General features: G+C 46.8%; 18 protein-coding genes. 15 read left to right on the top strand and 3 right to left on the bottom strand.

All coding sequences use genetic code 11. The features are described 5' to 3' along the window. Positions 1-553 precede the first annotated feature (553 nt). The 3 genes from A4U59_RS03560 (at position 554) to A4U59_RS03550 (ending at position 3,305) form a co-directional block, all read left to right on the top strand. Positions 554-1,672, top strand: a complete 1,119-nt coding sequence (locus tag A4U59_RS03560; RefSeq protein WP_070119782.1) for a TIGR04053 family radical SAM/SPASM domain-containing protein — start codon at positions 554-556, stop codon at positions 1,670-1,672. Between the two features lie 164 nt (positions 1,673-1,836). After that, positions 1,837-2,331: a respiratory nitrate reductase subunit gamma gene (locus tag A4U59_RS03555; RefSeq protein ID WP_070119781.1), complete on the top strand. Its 495-nt coding sequence runs from the start codon at positions 1,837-1,839 to the stop codon at positions 2,329-2,331. 248 nt (positions 2,332-2,579) lie between these two features. Beyond that, positions 2,580-3,305: a YwiC-like family protein gene (locus tag A4U59_RS03550; RefSeq protein WP_070119780.1), complete on the top strand. Its 726-nt coding sequence runs from the start codon at positions 2,580-2,582 to the stop codon at positions 3,303-3,305. Here A4U59_RS03550 and A4U59_RS03545 read toward each other — a convergent pair. Together A4U59_RS03545 and A4U59_RS03540 are read right to left on the bottom strand one after the other, a co-directional pair. Further along, positions 3,288-3,992 carry a Crp/Fnr family transcriptional regulator gene (locus A4U59_RS03545; protein ID WP_070119779.1) on the bottom strand — a complete coding sequence of 235 codons (705 nt, stop codon included), beginning with the start codon at positions 3,990-3,992 and terminating at the stop codon, positions 3,288-3,290. The genes A4U59_RS03550 and A4U59_RS03545 overlap by 18 nt on opposite strands. A gap of 307 nt (positions 3,993-4,299) precedes the next feature. Next, complete coding sequence (locus A4U59_RS03540; protein ID WP_070119778.1) at positions 4,300-5,118, bottom strand: undecaprenyl-diphosphate phosphatase; 819 nt, start codon at positions 5,116-5,118, stop codon at positions 4,300-4,302. Between the two features lie 185 nt (positions 5,119-5,303). Here A4U59_RS03540 and A4U59_RS03535 point away from each other — a divergent pair, with 185 nt between their 5' ends. The 3 genes from A4U59_RS03535 to clpB all read left to right on the top strand — a co-directional run bounded on the left by A4U59_RS03535 (position 5,304) and on the right by clpB (position 8,751). Continuing rightward, a complete protein-coding gene (locus tag A4U59_RS03535; protein WP_245680486.1) occupies positions 5,304-5,612 on the top strand; it encodes a hypothetical protein in 309 nt (102 codons plus the stop codon). Between the two features lie 128 nt (positions 5,613-5,740). After that, a complete protein-coding gene (locus tag A4U59_RS03530) occupies positions 5,741-5,920 on the top strand; it encodes a YjzC family protein (RefSeq protein WP_070119777.1) in 180 nt (59 codons plus the stop codon). 224 nt (positions 5,921-6,144) lie between these two features. After that, complete coding sequence (clpB, locus tag A4U59_RS03525) at positions 6,145-8,751, top strand: ATP-dependent chaperone ClpB (RefSeq protein WP_070119776.1); 2,607 nt, start codon at positions 6,145-6,147, stop codon at positions 8,749-8,751. Positions 8,752-8,801: 50 nt separating this feature from the next. On the opposite strand, the gene A4U59_RS20765 is transcribed toward clpB, so the two are convergent. Then, entirely contained in the window at positions 8,802-8,981 is a 180-nt protein-coding gene (locus A4U59_RS20765; RefSeq protein WP_083270632.1) for a YjzD family protein, read from the bottom strand. 179 nt (positions 8,982-9,160) lie between these two features. Here A4U59_RS20765 and A4U59_RS03520 point away from each other — a divergent pair, with 179 nt between their 5' ends. The 9 genes from A4U59_RS03520 (at position 9,161) to A4U59_RS03480 (ending at position 16,614) form a co-directional block, all read left to right on the top strand. Beyond that, on the top strand, positions 9,161-9,901 hold the full coding sequence (locus tag A4U59_RS03520; protein ID WP_070119775.1) for an alpha/beta hydrolase: 741 nt from the start codon (positions 9,161-9,163) through the stop codon (positions 9,899-9,901). Between the two features lie 168 nt (positions 9,902-10,069). Beyond that, a complete protein-coding gene (locus tag A4U59_RS03515; RefSeq protein ID WP_070119774.1) occupies positions 10,070-11,014 on the top strand; it encodes a BMP family ABC transporter substrate-binding protein in 945 nt (314 codons plus the stop codon). 44 nt (positions 11,015-11,058) lie between these two features. After that, complete coding sequence (locus A4U59_RS03510) at positions 11,059-11,247, top strand: ComZ family protein (protein ID WP_070119773.1); 189 nt, start codon at positions 11,059-11,061, stop codon at positions 11,245-11,247. 473 nt (positions 11,248-11,720) lie between these two features. Then, positions 11,721-12,653 (top strand): beta-ketoacyl-ACP synthase III, encoded by a 933-nt coding sequence (locus A4U59_RS03505; RefSeq protein ID WP_070119772.1) that lies wholly within the window; start codon positions 11,721-11,723, stop codon positions 12,651-12,653. After that, complete coding sequence (locus tag A4U59_RS21270; protein WP_157888128.1) at positions 12,620-12,796, top strand: hypothetical protein; 177 nt, start codon at positions 12,620-12,622, stop codon at positions 12,794-12,796. Before A4U59_RS03505 ends, A4U59_RS21270 begins: the two co-directional genes overlap by 34 nt. Further along, positions 12,778-14,019 (top strand): beta-ketoacyl-ACP synthase II, encoded by a 1,242-nt coding sequence (gene fabF / locus A4U59_RS03500; RefSeq protein WP_070119771.1) that lies wholly within the window; start codon positions 12,778-12,780, stop codon positions 14,017-14,019. The genes A4U59_RS21270 and fabF overlap by 19 nt, the downstream gene beginning before the upstream one ends. Before the next feature lie 546 nt (positions 14,020-14,565). After that, a complete protein-coding gene (locus A4U59_RS03490) occupies positions 14,566-15,411 on the top strand; it encodes a DUF2268 domain-containing putative Zn-dependent protease (RefSeq protein ID WP_070119769.1) in 846 nt (281 codons plus the stop codon). Positions 15,412-15,571: 160 nt separating this feature from the next. After that, the gene (locus tag A4U59_RS03485) at positions 15,572-15,775 is read left to right on the top strand and encodes a YuzI family membrane protein (RefSeq protein WP_211274897.1); all 204 of its coding nucleotides are present in this window, start codon (positions 15,572-15,574) and stop codon (positions 15,773-15,775) included. An 89-nt stretch (positions 15,776-15,864) separates the two neighbouring features. Continuing rightward, positions 15,865-16,614, top strand: a complete 750-nt coding sequence (locus A4U59_RS03480) for a YjbA family protein (RefSeq protein ID WP_070119768.1) — start codon at positions 15,865-15,867, stop codon at positions 16,612-16,614. Positions 16,615-16,811 lie beyond the last annotated feature (197 nt).

Raw genomic sequence — 16,811 nt, 5'->3', positions numbered from 1 at the left:
ATTTTCCCGCCGAATCCGTCGGGATTCACGCCTTTTTCCGTTTGTTACGCGCCGAAGAGGAGTAGTTTCACGCCAAAGCCTTCCTTTCGCGCCATAACTGGCAGGTTTCACGCCATACCTTGGATTTTCGTGCCGCAAATGGAAGGATGTCCTGCCGGAAGTCAGCTTTCGCGCCGTATACCATGGTTTTCACGCCGCATATTGAAAGGGTGTATCTGCTGGCAGTCAGTTATCACACCAAACTAAGGCTCGGTGGTGCTGCGCCGCCGGCGACCGGCACCTGCCAGGTCAACCACGATCTCTCCCCCCCGCTGCCGGCCAGACCGCCGCAACCAGCTTCAACCCTCTCAAACATTCACTAATTCCACCCAGTCTTATTCATTCCTTCCGACTGCCGCCGCACGGGTTTATCTGCATAATCCTCCTGCCCGCTTCACAGTATTGTCACTATACCCGTGCTGTTTACCGCCTTTCTTCCTTTACACTATGACATATATCACTTTTTCAGAAATCCGCCTGGGTTATAATCAAGGCGAAATGGGAGGGATGAACGATGAAGTCTCGAGACTATAATGAAAATCCGTTTATTGTGATATGGGAATTGACACGCGCCTGTGAATTGAAGTGTCTTCATTGCCGGGCAGAAGCCCAGTATCGGCGCGATCCTCGCGAATTGTCGTTTGAAGAAGGCAAAGCCATGATTGATGAGATATATGAAATGGATAATCCGATGCTTGTGTTTTCCGGCGGGGATCCGCTTATGAGGGAGGACGTATATGAACTGGCCGATTATGCCATTAAAAAAGGCATCCGTGTTTCGATGACACCGAGCGCTACACCGAATGTCACGAAAGAAGCGATCGAAAAAGCAAAAGAAGTCGGGCTTTCAAGGTGGGCGTTCAGCCTCGATGGACCGACTGCGGAAGTACATGACAGCTTCCGGGGATTCAGCGGATCGTTTGATTTGACGATGAAGTCGATTGAGTACTTGCATGAGCTTGATATTCCGGTTCAGATCAATACAACGATTTCTCGTTATAACATCGACTATCTTGAAGAGATGGCAGATCTCGTTGAGAAACTCGGCACCGTGCTATGGAGTGTGTTTTTCCTTGTGCCGGTCGGACGGGGTCAGGAAAAAGATATGATTTCACCTGTTGAGCACGAGAAAGTGTTCAACTGGCTGTACCGGTTAAGCAAGCGGGTGTCGTTTGATATCAAAACAACAGCTGCCCAGCATTTCCGCCGGGTCGTCATTCAAAATAAGATGCGCGAAGAACATGACACTAAAGGTGATATCCATTATGAAAATGCGCTATTGAACGGAATGACAGGAACAATTGACGGACTTGGCCGGGCTCCGAAGGGGGTCAATGACGGAAACGGCTTCGTTTTCATTTCCCATATTGGCGATGTATATCCAAGCGGCTTGCTGCCGATCAAAGGCGGTAATGTCCGTGAACAGGGTCTTGCTGACATTTACCGTAACTCGGATCTGTTCAAATCGCTGCGCAATCCTGATTTGTACAAAGGGAAGTGCGGAGTTTGCGAATTCAGGCGGGTATGCGGCGGTTCACGCTCAAGAGCTTATGCAATCACGGGCGATTACCTGGAAAGTGAACCGTTCTGCACGTATATCCCAAAAGCGCTGCGGGAAAAAGCAAAGGCATAAAAGGGTGGAAGAGATTTCTTTTTCACAAGGTTTGCTACACCATTCACATAAACATGAATAAACTATGAAGAAAAACCTGCTGGCTGTGACTTTTGTCACAGCCTTTTATTGTTCACGAAATGTACAATATTACCGTGAGCATTTGACAGGAAGAGGTGGCTTCAATGAATCTTGGCAGTATGATTTTATGGATGGTTTTGCCGTACATGGCAATCGCCATTTTATTTATGGGAATCGTTTGGCATTATGATGATGCATATATCCGGCAATGCAATGAAGACGGGAGGAACTTTTTTGAAAAGACAGCGCTCTTGACACTTATTGTTCTTGGTATCTCTACTGCAGGTTCGCTCCTTAACGGGACAGCGGACATCGTGCTCCAATGGCTTTTAAGCCTTGCCGTACTGAACCCAGATATCCAACTGATGGAAAATGCGGCTCTCACCGACCAGGTTCTGGGATACAGTATCTTCTTTTTCATTGTCATATGGCCCTTTACCGGGTATATTAGAATACTAACGAATATCATCGACCAAATATCAGGCATTATGCTTCTTTTTTACACAGGTATTCTTCGTCTTATTTTCATGAGGAGTTCTTCCTTTCACCTGATAAAAAGAGACCTGGAGCGGCCTTCAGCCAATGTGCCGTTTCGATGATCATGAAATGACACGCACAGGGCTTAATTCCTGTGCTTTCTATATTTCCGGGTCTGGTTTCAGAATCAACCTCCAAACCTCATCCTTCCTAAATTCTTCGTACGGCAAATCTTCCTTCATAAAGAGCCCATTCGAAATATTGTCATAAACAGTATGTGGTTTGGCGATAATAGTGTGATGAATCGCACACTTTTCCGAGTTTCTTCTATATATAATGGATATGAAATCAACATACCGGGGTGGTAAGGATGAAATTATTTATGCCGAAGCAGCATGGTGCATGGGCAATGCTGTTTGTTCCATTTTTTATAGGGATGGCACAGGGAGGCGCTTCCTGGTGGCATCTTCCTCTGCTTGGAGGCTGGGTGGCGTTATACCTGGCGACATACCCGCTTTTGCTGATGTTTAAAGGAAAGAAGGTCGCCTATTACCGAAGCTGGTTTTTGAAATATGCGGCTGCTGCAGGTGCGATTTTGCTGCCTGTTGTTTTCTCGCATCCGAAGCTGTTCCTGCTTGCCGGATTCATGCTTCCATTTTTCCTTGTTAATATCCACTTTTCACGGCGCAACCAGGAACGGTCCTTCTTTAATGATGCGGCAGCAATCAGTTCCATGTCGGTCGGGGCTGCAGCTTCCTACTATATTGGAAGCGGCCTGTTGTTTACCTGGGAGGCATTTGTGGTGTGGGGGTTGTCAGTCCTTTTCTTCATCGGCAGCACGTTCTTTGTCAAATCACTGATCAGGGAAAAGAAAAATCCTGCCTACCGATGGAAGTCGTGGGGCTATCACCTTGGCATCATTCTCGCTGCACTCCTTTTTGAACCTCTTATTGCACTTGCCTATGTATTCAGTGCAATCAGAGCGGTCATTTATTACGGCAAAAATAAAACCCCGATTCAGATCGGGGTAACGGAAATTGTGAATTCAGTTTACTTTACGGCCGTTGCTTCTTTTGTGTTAGTCTATGTTGCATAAGTCGGCCGGACAATCTTCACAGTTTATTTCGTCTTTAATATATTGAAGATCATGGATGGTAATTTTCCCTTTATTGACGGAAATGATCCCTTTTTTACGGAGGTCGCCAAGCATGCGGTTGACACTTTCCCGTGCCGTGCCTGCAAAGTTGGCAAGCTCCTGGTTTGTGAAGGGCAAGTCAATCAGGATGCCATCCTTTTTTTCATACCCGTAACTGTTCGACATTCGGACCAGCGTTGAGTAAAGCGCTCCTTTTTTGCCGTGGAGCACGAGATCCCTGAGCTTCGTCTGGGTGCGGCGGAAGTGCTCGCTCATCCATTTCATGAATTCAAATGCCAATACGCTGTTTTCAAGCAGCTTAGCCTCAAGTTCGTCTTTATTAATGACGGACACTTCCCCATCCTCAAGTGCACGAGCATTCAGTAAATGTTTCGCGCCCTCTGAAAACAGGGTAAGTTCTCCGATAATATCACCTGGCCCGCACAGCCTGAAGGTCAACTCCCGCCCGTCAGCACTCACCTTACTGACCTGGATGCGTCCTGAATTCAAGATGAAGAGTTCATTTGCTTCTGTTCCTTCCTGAAAAAGAAAGCATCCTTTTTCAATTTCTAATGTATGGTTAACAGACTGCAGCAGATCAATCAACTGTGACGATAACTTGCTGTTTCTTGCTGTTATTTCATTCATAAAAAGCCACCTTTACATTGGTCTTTAAAGGAGGATCGGAATTAACCGAAACTGCCAGCCAACATATATGTTATATATTCCATTTATAAGGAATCGCTGTACTTTTTGCAGAAAAAACGAGCTGAGCGAAATCATAATTGGGAGGTTCGATGAATAGCAGGATCTTTTGCTGGAAAGTACGGAAAGCGGTTTTTAATCAAATGAATCCTTATAAATAACATTCTTCATTATATCACGGGAAACTGGCTGAAGCATCGTAATTACAAAAAAAGGTACCGAGGGCATCGGCACCTTTTCTACTAGTTTTTTATGAAAATAACAGTACGGCTGTCCCTGCGACAAAGCAGTAGACAGCAAAAATGATCAAGTTGCCTTTTGCCATTACGTTCATAAACCACTTTAAGGAGAAATAAGAAGCGACAAGTGAACCAATGAAAGCTACAGTGTACGGAACCCACATGCTCCCAAGATCAGGTGTATTCATTAAATCGGAAAAGGAAAATACCATCGTACCAACACTTATCGGGATGAACAGCAAAAAAGAAAAGCGAAGTGCCGTTTCCTGGTTCATGCCGAGACCCATTGCCGCGACAATTGTGGCCCCTGAACGGCTGATTCCAGGGATGAGGGCCACTGCCTGGGCAAGGCCGACTATGATTGCATCAAGGAAAGAAAGATCGGCATCGAGCCGGTGACCGCGCATTTTTCGGATGATCCATAATGCAAGACCGGTGACCAGCAGCGTTATGCCGACAGTTTTGATTCCGGCAAGCTTGTCGGAAATATAATCACCGAACAAAACACCGATGACTCCCGCAGGAATCGTTCCGATGATCAAATAGAGAATAAAATTAAAATCACTGCGTGCCCGATCGGAGCGGGTTGTAATAAAGGATAAACCGTTTATGATAAGCCGGATCAAATCTTTCCGGTAAATAAGCAATACAGCAAGCAGTGATGCGAAGTTGACAAGCACTTCAAATGTCAACCCGGGAAGGTCGATTCCAAGCATCTCCTGCGCAATGACAAGGTGACCGCTTGATGAAATCGGAATCGGTTCTGTGAATCCCTGGAAAATTCCAAGGAACAAATATTTTAGTATAATCCAGGTATTTTCTAATCCCACAATAGCTTCCTCCAGTTCTGCGAATGGACTGCCTTACATTCATACTCATTCATTAAACAATACATGCTCCTCTTTTGTAAATAACTTATGTGAAAATATTCGTCTTCAAGCCGCTGGATATGCGGGAAGACACAAGCACCATTTCATGATGGGCGCATACCCTGCAGATGAGGAGGGGATTGATCATGGATATGCATGAAAGACATATGTACGATCTATGCAAGCAACACATGAACACCTATGTTCGCGTGCAGATGAATAACGGACACGAACTGCATGGCATCATTGTGAATGTTGATTTCCAGACGGTGACACTTGATGTTCCGGAAAAAGCTGGCGGTATGGAAGCAGGTGAAAGGGTTGGCGGGTATGGATACGGATTTTATCCATATGGAGGATTCTATCCATATTATCCGGGCTACGGCTTCCGGCGCCTAATCCTGCCTCTCGCTGCCATCACTGCCCTGTCAACATTGCCATACTTCTGGTGGTAAACGACAGTCGGGAATTCGGGAATTCATATGATGCCCCTGATTTGCTGCTGTCTGCCTGCGGGAGATCCGCATGTTTCACGTCTTTCTGGACATTCTATTCCGTAAAGAGCGGAAAAGGAGGGGATCACGTGGGACAGCAGCATCAATTCAACCCGGGAGATAAAGCACCCAACAATGGAGTATATGTGGAAATCGGGGAAACGGGCAGTATGGTGTTAAAGCCGAAGTCGGTTCATCTCAGTAAAGGGGACACCTTCCCTGAAACCTCTAACCATAACCGGAAATGGTCATATAAACGTAAGCCTTGAAAGCAATCCGTCCCGGATTGCTTTTTTGATGCAGCCCATTCGACAGGTGCCTGTCACTTTGTATGTCCGTTCGACAAACATTCGACAGGCGCCTGTCACTTTGCACTACTTTGCACTTCAGACTTGCCAATTCCTCCCTTATCATCCATAATAGAATCATAAAGGTCAAAATAGGTCAAACAAACATGTGAGAACTCACCATTTCCTTAAAGGAGTGACACGAAATGGATTTGAATAAGTTTACGCAAAAGTCACAGGAAGCGGTTATGGATGCACAATCACTGGCAATCAAGCACGAGCATCAGCAAGTGGATGTAGAGCACTTGCTTCTTGCCCTGCTCGGTCAGAAAGAAGGTCTGGCCGGCAGGATATTTGAACGGATGGGCATCAGCAGCGGCAATATGGAGGAAAGGCTTTCGGCCCTTCTGGACAAGAAGCCGCAAGTATCTGGGTCGGCAGCAGCGGCCGGAAACATATATATCACTGCCCCTTTGCAAAAATTGCTCGTCCAGGCAGAAGATGAAATGAAAAAGCTTGAGGATGAATACATTTCTGTCGAACATCTATTGCTCGCTGCCTCATCAGTTGAGCATGATGGCACTTCACGGCTGTTCAGAGAATTCGGCATTACGCGGGAAAGTCTTTTGAAAGCGATGATGGAGGTGCGCGGCAACCAGCGGGTCACAAGCCAGACACCGGAAGTCACCTACGATGCTTTGAAAAAGTATGGCCGCGACCTTGTTGCTGAAGCGCGGGGCGGCAAACTCGATCCGGTGATCGGCAGGGACAGCGAAATCAGAAGGGTCATCCGTATCCTGTCCAGGAAAACGAAGAACAATCCTGTCCTGATCGGTGAACCCGGTGTCGGGAAAACGGCAATTGTCGAAGGGCTCGCACAGCGAATCATCCGACGGGACGTGCCGGAAGGATTAAAGGATAAAATTGTGTTTTCCCTCGATATGAGCGCACTTGTCGCCGGTGCGAAATACCGGGGTGAATTCGAAGAACGGCTGAAAGCTGTCCTGCAGGAAGTGAAAAAGAGCGACGGCCGGATCCTGCTGTTCATCGATGAACTCCATACGATTGTCGGAGCCGGAAAATCGGAAGGTGCGATGGATGCCGGCAACATGCTCAAGCCAATGCTTGCGCGCGGGGAATTGCATTGTATCGGAGCAACCACCCTTGACGAATACCGGCAGCACATTGAAAAAGATCCGGCACTCGAGCGCCGCTTTCAGCAGGTCCAGGTAAGCGAACCGGACGTTGAAGATACAGTATCGATTTTAAGGGGATTAAAAGAACGCTTTGAAATCCATCACGGCGTCAACATCCATGACAGTGCCCTGGTCAGTGCCGCTGTCCTGTCCAACCGCTATATTACGGACCGTTTTCTGCCGGATAAAGCAATTGACCTGGTGGATGAAGCTTGTGCAATGATCCGTACAGAAATCGACTCAATGCCGAGCGAACTTGATGAAGTGACGAGGAGAATCATGCAGCTTGAAATTGAAGAAGCTGCCCTTACGAAGGAAAAAGATGAAGCCAGCCAGTTGCGTCTTCAGGCCATTCAAAAAGAACTTGCCGACCTGAAAGAAGAGGCGGGAGCGATGAAGGCCCGCTGGGAAGAAGAGAAAAAGGAAATCGGCATGGTGCAGGAATTGCGCGAGTCGCTTGAAAAAGCTCGCCGGGAATTAGAGGACGCCGAACAAAAATACGACTTGAACAAAGCAGCCGAACTGAGGCACGGGAGGATTCCTCAGCTTGAAAAACAATTGCGGGATACAGAAGCCCAGCTTGAACAAAAGCGGAAGGATACCCGGCTGCTTCGGGAGGAAGTATCAGAAGAGGAGATTGCCGATATCGTTTCACGCTGGACAGGAATTCCGGTATCACGGCTTGTGGAAGGGGAACGTGAAAAACTGCTGAAGCTTGAGGACATCCTCCATGAACGTGTAATCGGACAGGAGGAAGCAGTTGAACGCGTCAGCGATGCAGTCATCCGCGCCCGTGCCGGCATTAAGGATCCGAAGCGGCCAATCGGCTCATTCCTGTTCCTCGGCCCTACCGGTGTAGGTAAAACAGAATTAGCACGTACGCTTGCCGATACTCTTTTCGACAGTGAAGAGCAGATGATCCGCATTGATATGTCTGAGTACATGGAGAAACATGCTGTCAGCCGCCTGATCGGAGCTCCTCCAGGATATGTGGGATATGAAGAAGGGGGCCAACTGACTGAAGCGGTAAGGCGCAGGCCATATTCAGTCATCTTGCTCGATGAAGTGGAAAAAGCCCATCCCGATGTTTTCAATCTGCTTCTGCAAATGCTTGACGACGGCCAATTGACTGATTCAAAAGGACGGCGCGTTGATTTTAAAAATACGGTCATCATCATGACTTCAAATATCGGCTCGGACTATTTGCTTGAAGGCCTGACAGCCGACGGGGAAATCAGCGGGACAACGAGAAAACAGGTGCTCGGTGAATTGCGCCGCAAGTTCCGCCCGGAATTCTTGAACCGGATTGATGACACGGTTCTATTCAAGCCGCTGACCAAAGATGAAATTAAAAAAATTGTCGTTAAAATGGCAGGTGACCTTGCCGAACGGCTTGAAGACAGGCGCATCAAGTTGACGATCACAGATGCCGCAAGAGAATTCATTGCCGAACAGGGCTATGATCCGGTATACGGGGCCAGGCCGCTGAAACGGTTCATTCAGAGGAATGTTGAAACGAAAGCGGCCCGGGAACTGATTAAAGGGGCTTTGCAGGATGGCGACAATCTTGTTGTGGATGCTGACGGAGAAGAAATTATCATTAAAAAACGCCCATAAGAAAAAAGGCCTTCACTGCCGGAATGGCCGGCGATGAAGGCCTTTTTATTTTAGGATTGCGTGTCATCGCTGAGCAAGCCATCTCCAAGGAAAATGGCTGCCAGGCTGAAGAAAATGGCAAGTACAATCCCTTGAATAAAGCTGTACCCAGTGCCGTTCATGCTTCCTACCACATAAACAGTCATATGGCTAAGCAGTAAAGACCAGAAAAATGTCCAAAAATATCGCACGATTTTCACCCCTTGGTCATCCCATCAGTTTCTTTAGATTTTACCATGATTCCCTTTTTACTATAAACAAAATAACGTTTTCATGCAATCTTAAAAAGATTAGGTATTTCACTCTTGGCAATTTCTTTTTATTTACATACATTAGAGGAGAAGAGACTTTTAAGGACGGAGGATTTGCGATGGGAAGCGAAATCCATTATTTTCAGATGGAAAATCAATATAATGCGGTCCATTTCCCCGAGCGGCCCAACGGATTCGCCGTCCTGGTCATCGGTGATGCCAACCATTATGTTGAAAAAGGGGCAAGTCTGTGGACACAGCATTTTGCCCGAAGGTATTGGATCGAAGAATTTGTAAAAGAAGGCTATATCGTTTTTTATTCCAATTTGTTCGGACCGAACTGGGGGTCGCCAAAGTCAGTTGAATATTTGCACAGCCTTTGGCAACTGTTGCTGAGAAAATATATATTAAATAACCGCCTCCATGTTGCAGCTGACGGAATGGGTGCACTATCTGCGCTTAAATTAATGAAAAAGTACCCGCGCATGGTAAGGTCAGCGGTCTTTATCGATCCTTGCCTCGATTTAAAGCATCACTTTCATAAAGAAAAGAGCAATCGGCTCTTCTTTCACCGGATGCTGCATGACCTGTCGGCGGCGTATGAAGTGAAATCTGAACATGTAGAGGAAAATGTAATTGCTGCCTACCGCATGGAGGACTATGTCACAAATCATCCCGTGAGAATTTGGCATGCGACGGATCTGCACATATATGATATAACCGGAAACAGCCGCCAATTTGAAAAGCTTAGGGAAGAAAGCGGCAATCCGATCAAGCTCACATTGTATGTACAGGAGAAAAAGTATACCTGTGCATCTGACATAAAGCCGTTTTTTAAAGAAAACGAAAAAATATTATGACAGCAGGTACTCCGAATGTCGGGGGCCTGCTGTTTTTTGTGGGCTGGGAATAAGGTGAAAGAAAATGTCTTTTACAAACATTGCACATAACTGTAAAATGAAAAAGGGAAGCGAAAATGGATTTTTTTGCTTATTGAACCGCTTTCCGGAATAAAGGAGTGCCAGAATATGTACAAACTTCTCAGTCTTTTTCTAGTAATTACCCTGTTATCGACAGGCTGCCAGTCTTCTGAGGGCAAACTTAAAAACGTAGGGCTTCTTGTTCCGGACACGATCAATGACCAGGTATGGGGAAGCAAAGGGTATAAAGGCTTACTGAAAATACAATCGACATTTGACACGGAAGTTTATTATAAAGAAAAAATGAATTCACAGGCAGCAGTCACGAAAGCTGTTCAAGAGTTCAGCAATCAGGGCGTCAATTTGATTTTCGGACACGGCAGTGAATATGCTTACTACTTTAAGCGCATTCACCAGGACCATCCGAATATCCATTTCATCGTATTTAATGGCGATGTAGACGGGGAGAATATAACGAGCGTCAATTTCAGCGCACATGCCATGGGCTTTTTTGGCGGCATTATCGCCGGTGGAATGACGGAGACAAACAAGATAGGTGTCATCGCGGCTTACGAATGGCAGCCAGAAGTGAACGGCTTTTTTGAAGGTGTACTCTATGAAAACAGTGAAGCGGATGTATCGATCCGCTTTACACAGTCATGGGATGATAAGGAAATTGCTGTCAAGATGGTCAATGAAATGATCGACAGCGGCGTGGATGTAGTTTACCCTGCCGGCGATGCATTCAATGTACCAGTAATCGAGCGATTGAAAGAAGAAGGGCTTTATGCCATTGGCTATGTATCAGACCAGGCTGACCTCGGCAAAAACACCGTATTGACGTCTACTGTCCAAAATGTTGTCGGCATTTATGAGTCAGTCGCCCGCGATTTTAATGAAGGAAACCTCAAATCAGGCAACTTGTATTACGATTTCCAGGAAGAAGCGATCGCGATGGGGCGGTACAGTCCGCTTGTACCCCGACAATTGAAAAAGAAAGTAGAAGCGGCTGTTTCTGTTTATAAAGAAACAGGCTCCCTTCCGAACCAGTGATATAATAACAGACGGACCGCAAAAAATTTAAAGGAGGATGCCCGATGAATCAGGAACGCAACATGATGTTTATGCAGATTGCGATGAAATACTTGCCGAACGCGAAAGAGATGATGGACGAAAAAGGAATTGAAATGAATATGGATGATTTGCAGCCGATGCTTGAAATGCTTCTTCAGGTTATGGATGAAGCGTATGAACTGGGCTGCCGTGATGCCGAAGAGGCCGAGTGACCGGCAGCGGCACCGTAACATAAATCAACAATAACCTATATGAAAACCGGACCTTCAGGAGGAAGGTCCGGTTTTTTTTCTGCGTCTATAATTATAAAATTCGCTCACTGCCAGAACTGCTGTCAAAATGACGGTTAATAGAAATAATCCGTAGCTTCCGATTATTATTGCCCCTATCAACACTGCAGCTGGAATGAGCCACATTTTCCAGTGCATGAGTTTATCCCCCCTTATCAGTATCCGATCGTTTAGAAAAGGAAAGGCAATCTATTTTAAAGCTGCACTTCAGTTATATTCAGTATACCCGGTCAATCTTCAGAAAAAACCGGATGTATTCAATCTGGTCATTCAAGAAACCCTTTTATGAAGCCTGCCCGGTTTCTTTAAGATATATAGACAAATGAAAAGATATCATATAATATTAGTACCAAGTCATAATAATTGATATAAACCCGTGAAAAGGAGATGCTTATATGAATGCCGGCATATTGGGGTTGGGGAGGTATTTGCCGCCCCGCATTGTGACCAATGAGGATCTGGAAAAGATCGTAGATACATCAGATGAGTGGGTGAGAACACGGACAGGAATCAAAGAACGGCGTATTGCCGATGAAAATACGGATACATCTGATATGGCTGAAGCGGCAGCCCGGGATGCGATAAAGTCGGCGGGAATCGCAGCTGAAGAGATCGATATGGTTCTGGTGGCGACGGTTACGCCTGACCACCCGTTTCCTTCTGTTGCATGCCTGGTGCAAGACCGGATCGGCGCCGTCAACGCAGTGGCGATGGATGTAAGTGCTGCCTGTGCCGGGTTCATGTACGGAATGGCTACAGCCAAACAATTCATCGAAGGCGGAGTATATCGCAATGTTCTGGTCATCGGTGTGGAAAAACTTTCGAAAATCACCGACTGGAATGACCGAAATACAGCCGTTCTGTTCGGGGATGGCGCTGGCGCGGCTGTTATCGGGCCTGTATCCGATGGCCGCGGTATTCTGGCATTTGAGCTCGGGTCAGATGGATCGGGAGCGAAACACTTGTATCAGGATGAATACATCATAATGAACGGCCGGGAAGTATTTAAGTTCGCGGTCAGGCAGATGGGGGAATCTGCTGTCAATGTTCTTGAAAAAGCCGGTTTGAGTAAAGAAGATGTCGACTTTCTTGTTCCTCACCAGGCAAACATTAGGATCATGGAGGCGGCAAGGCAGAGGCTTGAACTTCCAATCGAGAAAATGTCTGTTACGATAGACAAGTACGGAAATACTTCGGCTTCTTCCATTCCAATTGCTATGGTTGAAGAACTCGAGAATGGTAAAATCAAAGATGATGATCTTGTTGTAATGGTCGGTTTTGGCGGAGGCCTTACATGGGGAGCCGTGGCCCTGCGCTGGGGCCGATGATGATTATGCTGCCGGGCAGTTTTCCCGTTCGGCCGCAGTCCAATAAAGCTGTAATCAAAACGTTAACATATGATGGAAAAGATAGGGACGAATTTTCAACTGATGACAAAGGGGTGCTGATTCAATGGAAAAAAGGCGTGTAGTCGTAACAGGCCTTGGAGCTGTTACACCGCTCGGCCTGGACGCTGAAGCTTCCTGGCAAAATGCAATTAAAGGAGTCAACGGAGTAGGTGAACTTACGAGGGTTGACAAAGAGCAGTTCAGTTCCAAAGTGGCTGCAGAAATCAATGACTTCGATATTGAGGACTATATTGACCGGAAGAGTGCGCGGCGGATGGACCGTTTCACCCACTTCGCCCTCGCCGCTTCCTTGATGGCAGTAAAAGATGCCAACCTTGACATTTCAGGTGAACTTGCCGAAAGGACCGGTGTGTGGATCGGTTCGGGGATCGGCGGAATGGAAACATGGGAAGAGCAGCATGCAACATTCTTGAAAAAAGGGGCGCGGCGCGTCAGCCCATTCTTTGTGCCGATGATGATTCCCGATATGGCCGCCGGACAGGTTTCCATCGCACTTGGGGCAAAAGGAATCAACTCATGTACAGTGACGGCCTGTGCGACAGGCACCAATTCGATCGGGGATGCGTTTAAAGTGATTCAGCGCGGCGATGCGGATGTAATGGTGACAGGCGGTGCCGAGGCCCCGCTATCCAACATGGCATTTGCCGGCTTTGGCCGGATGACGGCCTTATCGACGAATCCGGATCCTGAAAGTGCAAGCCGGCCGTTTGATGCGGATCGTGACGGATTTGTCATGGGGGAAGGGGCAGGCATCCTGATTCTTGAATCTCTTGAGTCGGCAAAAAAGCGCGGGGCGAAAATCTATGCTGAAATCGTCGGTTACGGCTCAACAGCAGATGCCCATCATATAACCGAACCGGCACCAGGCGGGGAAGGCGGCGTTCGGGCGATGCGCCAGGCGATTGCAGATTCCGGCCTGAAGCCTGAAGAAATCTCGTACATGAACGCACATGGTACAAGCACACCGTATAATGACAAGTATGAAACGGCTGCCATTAAAGAAGTGTTTGGCGATCATGCATACAAAATGACAGTGAGCTCTACGAAATCGATGACAGGTCATTTGCTTGGCGCGGCCGGTGCGGTTGAAGCGATTTTTTCAATTAAGTCAATCCAGGAAGATATCATACCGCCGACAATCAATTATAAAACGGCCGATCCTGAATGCGATCTGGATTACGTACCTAATGAAGCCCGTAAACAGACTGTTCAGGCTGCTTTGAGCAATTCTCTCGGTTTCGGGGGTCATAATGCCACCCTTGTTTTTAAAAAGTATAACGATTAAACAATGGAAAGCCCCGGCGTGAAGCCGGGGCTTTTTAATTTAAGCTTGTTATGATTGAATGTTGGCTTTCGCAGCAAAATTCGGGTCGGAAGGCACGAGACTTCTCGAAACCTCCTTGCTTTTTTCCTGAAGAAGGAATTTTGGGAAGAGCGTAAGCGTGTGATATCCGAAAGAATCCAGGACAAGAGGATGGGTGCATTTGTAAGTGCGTGCCCGGGCGGCACGGGGACCCGGTTGGGCGTGAAAGAAACCATTGAATGGATCAAAACCTGAACACAGGCATACAGCGTTCCGTCTTTCACACAAAAATTTGATCTATTACAGCAAATAAATTATCGCCGCTGACTCACGATAAACATCTGCAATCTAATCATCCGCCACTCCTGGGGGATGAAATAGTCTGCGAAGGCCATCCACAACCTGTACAAGAATCCAATGCCGGTGATAAATGCGAGTCCAATAAGATTCGCAGAACGGCATCCTCACGTGGTGATTCGAGCAGGCATATTGTAAAAAAAGAGAAAAACAATAAAAGGATGTGTGAGCATGCCGGTCATTGATACATTTTCCTGGCTTGAACAATACGCCAAAAGCCAGCAGACATCTGAGAAAAAATCCCTTTTCTACGAACAGGAGAAGGTGGTTTGCCGGCCTTTGAAAGCTTATTTTCCGGGAGCCTCCGAATACGAAATCCATAATCACCTGCTCTCGGCAGGACTCAGTCAGCCTGCAGATTCCGCAGCCGGGTTTTTGTCCAGGGCAGAAAAAAGCGGACTGCATCGGAAAGCCAACCGCCAATTCGAAGAATTGCGGCAAGAATGGAAAGGACCGGACGTTCCGGTATTTTTACTTCCATCTGACCTGAACAATCCGCAGCTCGTGAAGGCATTTAACGGAAAAGCCGGCCTTGCCTTTGCTGACAAGCTGTTTTTATTTGTTCCGCCCGATCTGAAAGAAAAAGAATTGAAGGCTCTTCTTACCCATGAGTATCATCATGTGTGCCGTGCTCGAAAACTGAACCGTCCCGAAAAAGAGATGACCTTGCTCGATTCTATCATCATGGAAGGGCTCGCAGAAAAAGCGGCGGAAATGCGGACTGATGCCGGCAGCCTGGCTATATGGACTTCGATTTATCCGCTCAGCAAGGCCAAAAGCTTATTTACCAAGTATCTCTCTTCCAGGCTCCAGGTCACCAAGTACCAGCCGGTTCATGACAAACTCTTATACGGTGGAGGAATGCTCCCGAAATGGCTGGGATACAATTGCGGCTGGCATATCGTGGACAGCTGGCATGAAAAACAAGGCAGCATGGATACAGAATCGCTCATTTCGGCTCCAGCTGAAGCCGTGCTGGCTGACTCAGCATTCTCCTACCGCAGTACAAAGGAATAAGAGCAGAGTTTTTATTGACGCGTAAACCTCATCATTTCATTCATGCCGTGCCCAGTCACCGGGCCGGCTGATTTGTCCATAATGGTATATGGGGGAGGCCTGTCTCATATAATGTACAAACTCCGGGAAACTAAGGAAGGAACGGGGGATGGGACGGGCGATGATTGTAAGGCTGTTTATATTCTTGATCGGTTTCGGGCTGTCGGTAGCAGGCGGCATTACCGCTATCGCTTATTTGAACCTGCTAACAGCTGGCCACGGCTTCATTGAATACCTCGACTTCATAAGCAGGCAGATTGAAACTTATTTCCTTGGTGCAGGAATGCTGCTGATCGTTTTAAGCATCTACATGCCGTTAGATTGAGGGTGCATGGATTTTCCTGTTAAAAATGGAATATTTTTTACCCCTGATGTCCATACTGTTTGCAAATAGCTATGAAGTGAGGGGTAATGATGTTGTATCTGCATGATGTATGGGTGAATTGGTTCGAAGGCGAAGAAAATGGATACAATGTTTGTGAATTCCATGAATGGCGGAAAGATGACGGTGTGGAACTGCTTGATCAAGTTCCGTTATTCAAACTGGAACCACAGCTGTTCCACTATATTGAAAATTCCCTGTCCGAACTCCCTGACCAGCTTTTGGACGAAATTTACCAGAAGAGCTTTGTGCGAAAAAACCATCAGCGAATTCAGCTCGACTACTGCTTTGTTGCTACGGACGGTCAACGAATTTTGGCGGTTGATACACTCGGGTACAGGATGCCGATCAGGAAGAGCAGGCTTATCCCCCGCCAGGAACAGCTGGTATATGAAATGATTGAAGACAAAGAGACTGCGGCATATAGGTATGACCCACAGGAACCAGAAAACAAGGAACATCACATTCTGTCACCTGACCCTAAGTTGATGACAGGTCTTACAAGAAAGGAGCGTCAGCTGAAACAGTTGCTATTCATGGCTTTGGACCAGCTTTGTTCTACGACGAATATTGCCGAACTCCGTTACTGGTACACAGAATGGAACCCGGCCAAGTACAGGGAAACTCAGGGTATGAGACACAGGGAAGTTTGGGAGAGCCTTTACAGTGAGGTGAAGAACGGCTGGAGCGAACATCATGAACATCTGTGTGAGCGGATGATTAAAGGGCAGCCTTTTTTCGAACAGCTCTGGGAACTGGAAATGCGTGAAAAAGTGAATTGATTTTTTCTTTTAAGAATAATAAAGGAGCAGCGTAACTGCTCCTTTTTATATTTGAGTTTTAACTAATAGAGCACTAAGTAACAGGCTCTGTCTGTTCAGTAAGAGAACCCTGGTTTGGCGTGATGAAACAGGTCCGTCCGCGGGCGTGAAAGACTGGGATTTTATGCGAAGTTTCGCATATGAATGTTGAAAACATC

The sequence above is a fragment of the Bacillus marinisedimentorum genome, assembly GCF_001644195.2.
Taxonomy (GTDB): domain Bacteria; phylum Bacillota; class Bacilli; order Bacillales; family Bacillaceae_O; genus Bacillus_BL; species Bacillus_BL marinisedimentorum.
This window is presented reverse-complemented; position numbering and strand designations above follow the sequence as displayed.

Excerpts from the sequence above, each read along its gene's own strand:
- A4U59_RS03560 (WP_070119782.1), top strand. The coding sequence starts at position 554 with ATGAAGTCTCGAGACTATAATGAAAATCCGTTTATTGTGATATGGGAA.
- A4U59_RS03555 (WP_070119781.1), top strand. The coding sequence starts at position 1,837 with ATGAATCTTGGCAGTATGATTTTATGGATGGTTTTGCCGTACATGGCA.
- A4U59_RS03550 (WP_070119780.1), top strand. The coding sequence starts at position 2,580 with ATGAAATTATTTATGCCGAAGCAGCATGGTGCATGGGCAATGCTGTTT.
- A4U59_RS03545 (WP_070119779.1), bottom strand. The coding sequence starts at position 3,992 with ATGAATGAAATAACAGCAAGAAACAGCAAGTTATCGTCACAGTTGATT.
- A4U59_RS03535 (WP_245680486.1), top strand. The coding sequence starts at position 5,304 with ATGGATATGCATGAAAGACATATGTACGATCTATGCAAGCAACACATG.
- clpB (WP_070119776.1), top strand. The coding sequence starts at position 6,145 with ATGGATTTGAATAAGTTTACGCAAAAGTCACAGGAAGCGGTTATGGAT.
- A4U59_RS03520 (WP_070119775.1), top strand. The coding sequence starts at position 9,161 with ATGGGAAGCGAAATCCATTATTTTCAGATGGAAAATCAATATAATGCG.
- A4U59_RS03515 (WP_070119774.1), top strand. The coding sequence starts at position 10,070 with ATGTACAAACTTCTCAGTCTTTTTCTAGTAATTACCCTGTTATCGACA.
- A4U59_RS03510 (WP_070119773.1), top strand. The coding sequence starts at position 11,059 with ATGAATCAGGAACGCAACATGATGTTTATGCAGATTGCGATGAAATAC.
- A4U59_RS03505 (WP_070119772.1), top strand. The coding sequence starts at position 11,721 with ATGAATGCCGGCATATTGGGGTTGGGGAGGTATTTGCCGCCCCGCATT.
- A4U59_RS21270 (WP_157888128.1), top strand. The coding sequence starts at position 12,620 with ATGGGGAGCCGTGGCCCTGCGCTGGGGCCGATGATGATTATGCTGCCG.
- fabF (WP_070119771.1), top strand. The coding sequence starts at position 12,778 with ATGGAAAAAAGGCGTGTAGTCGTAACAGGCCTTGGAGCTGTTACACCG.
- A4U59_RS03490 (WP_070119769.1), top strand. The coding sequence starts at position 14,566 with ATGCCGGTCATTGATACATTTTCCTGGCTTGAACAATACGCCAAAAGC.
- A4U59_RS03485 (WP_211274897.1), top strand. The coding sequence starts at position 15,572 with ATGATTGTAAGGCTGTTTATATTCTTGATCGGTTTCGGGCTGTCGGTA.
- A4U59_RS03480 (WP_070119768.1), top strand. The coding sequence starts at position 15,865 with ATGTTGTATCTGCATGATGTATGGGTGAATTGGTTCGAAGGCGAAGAA.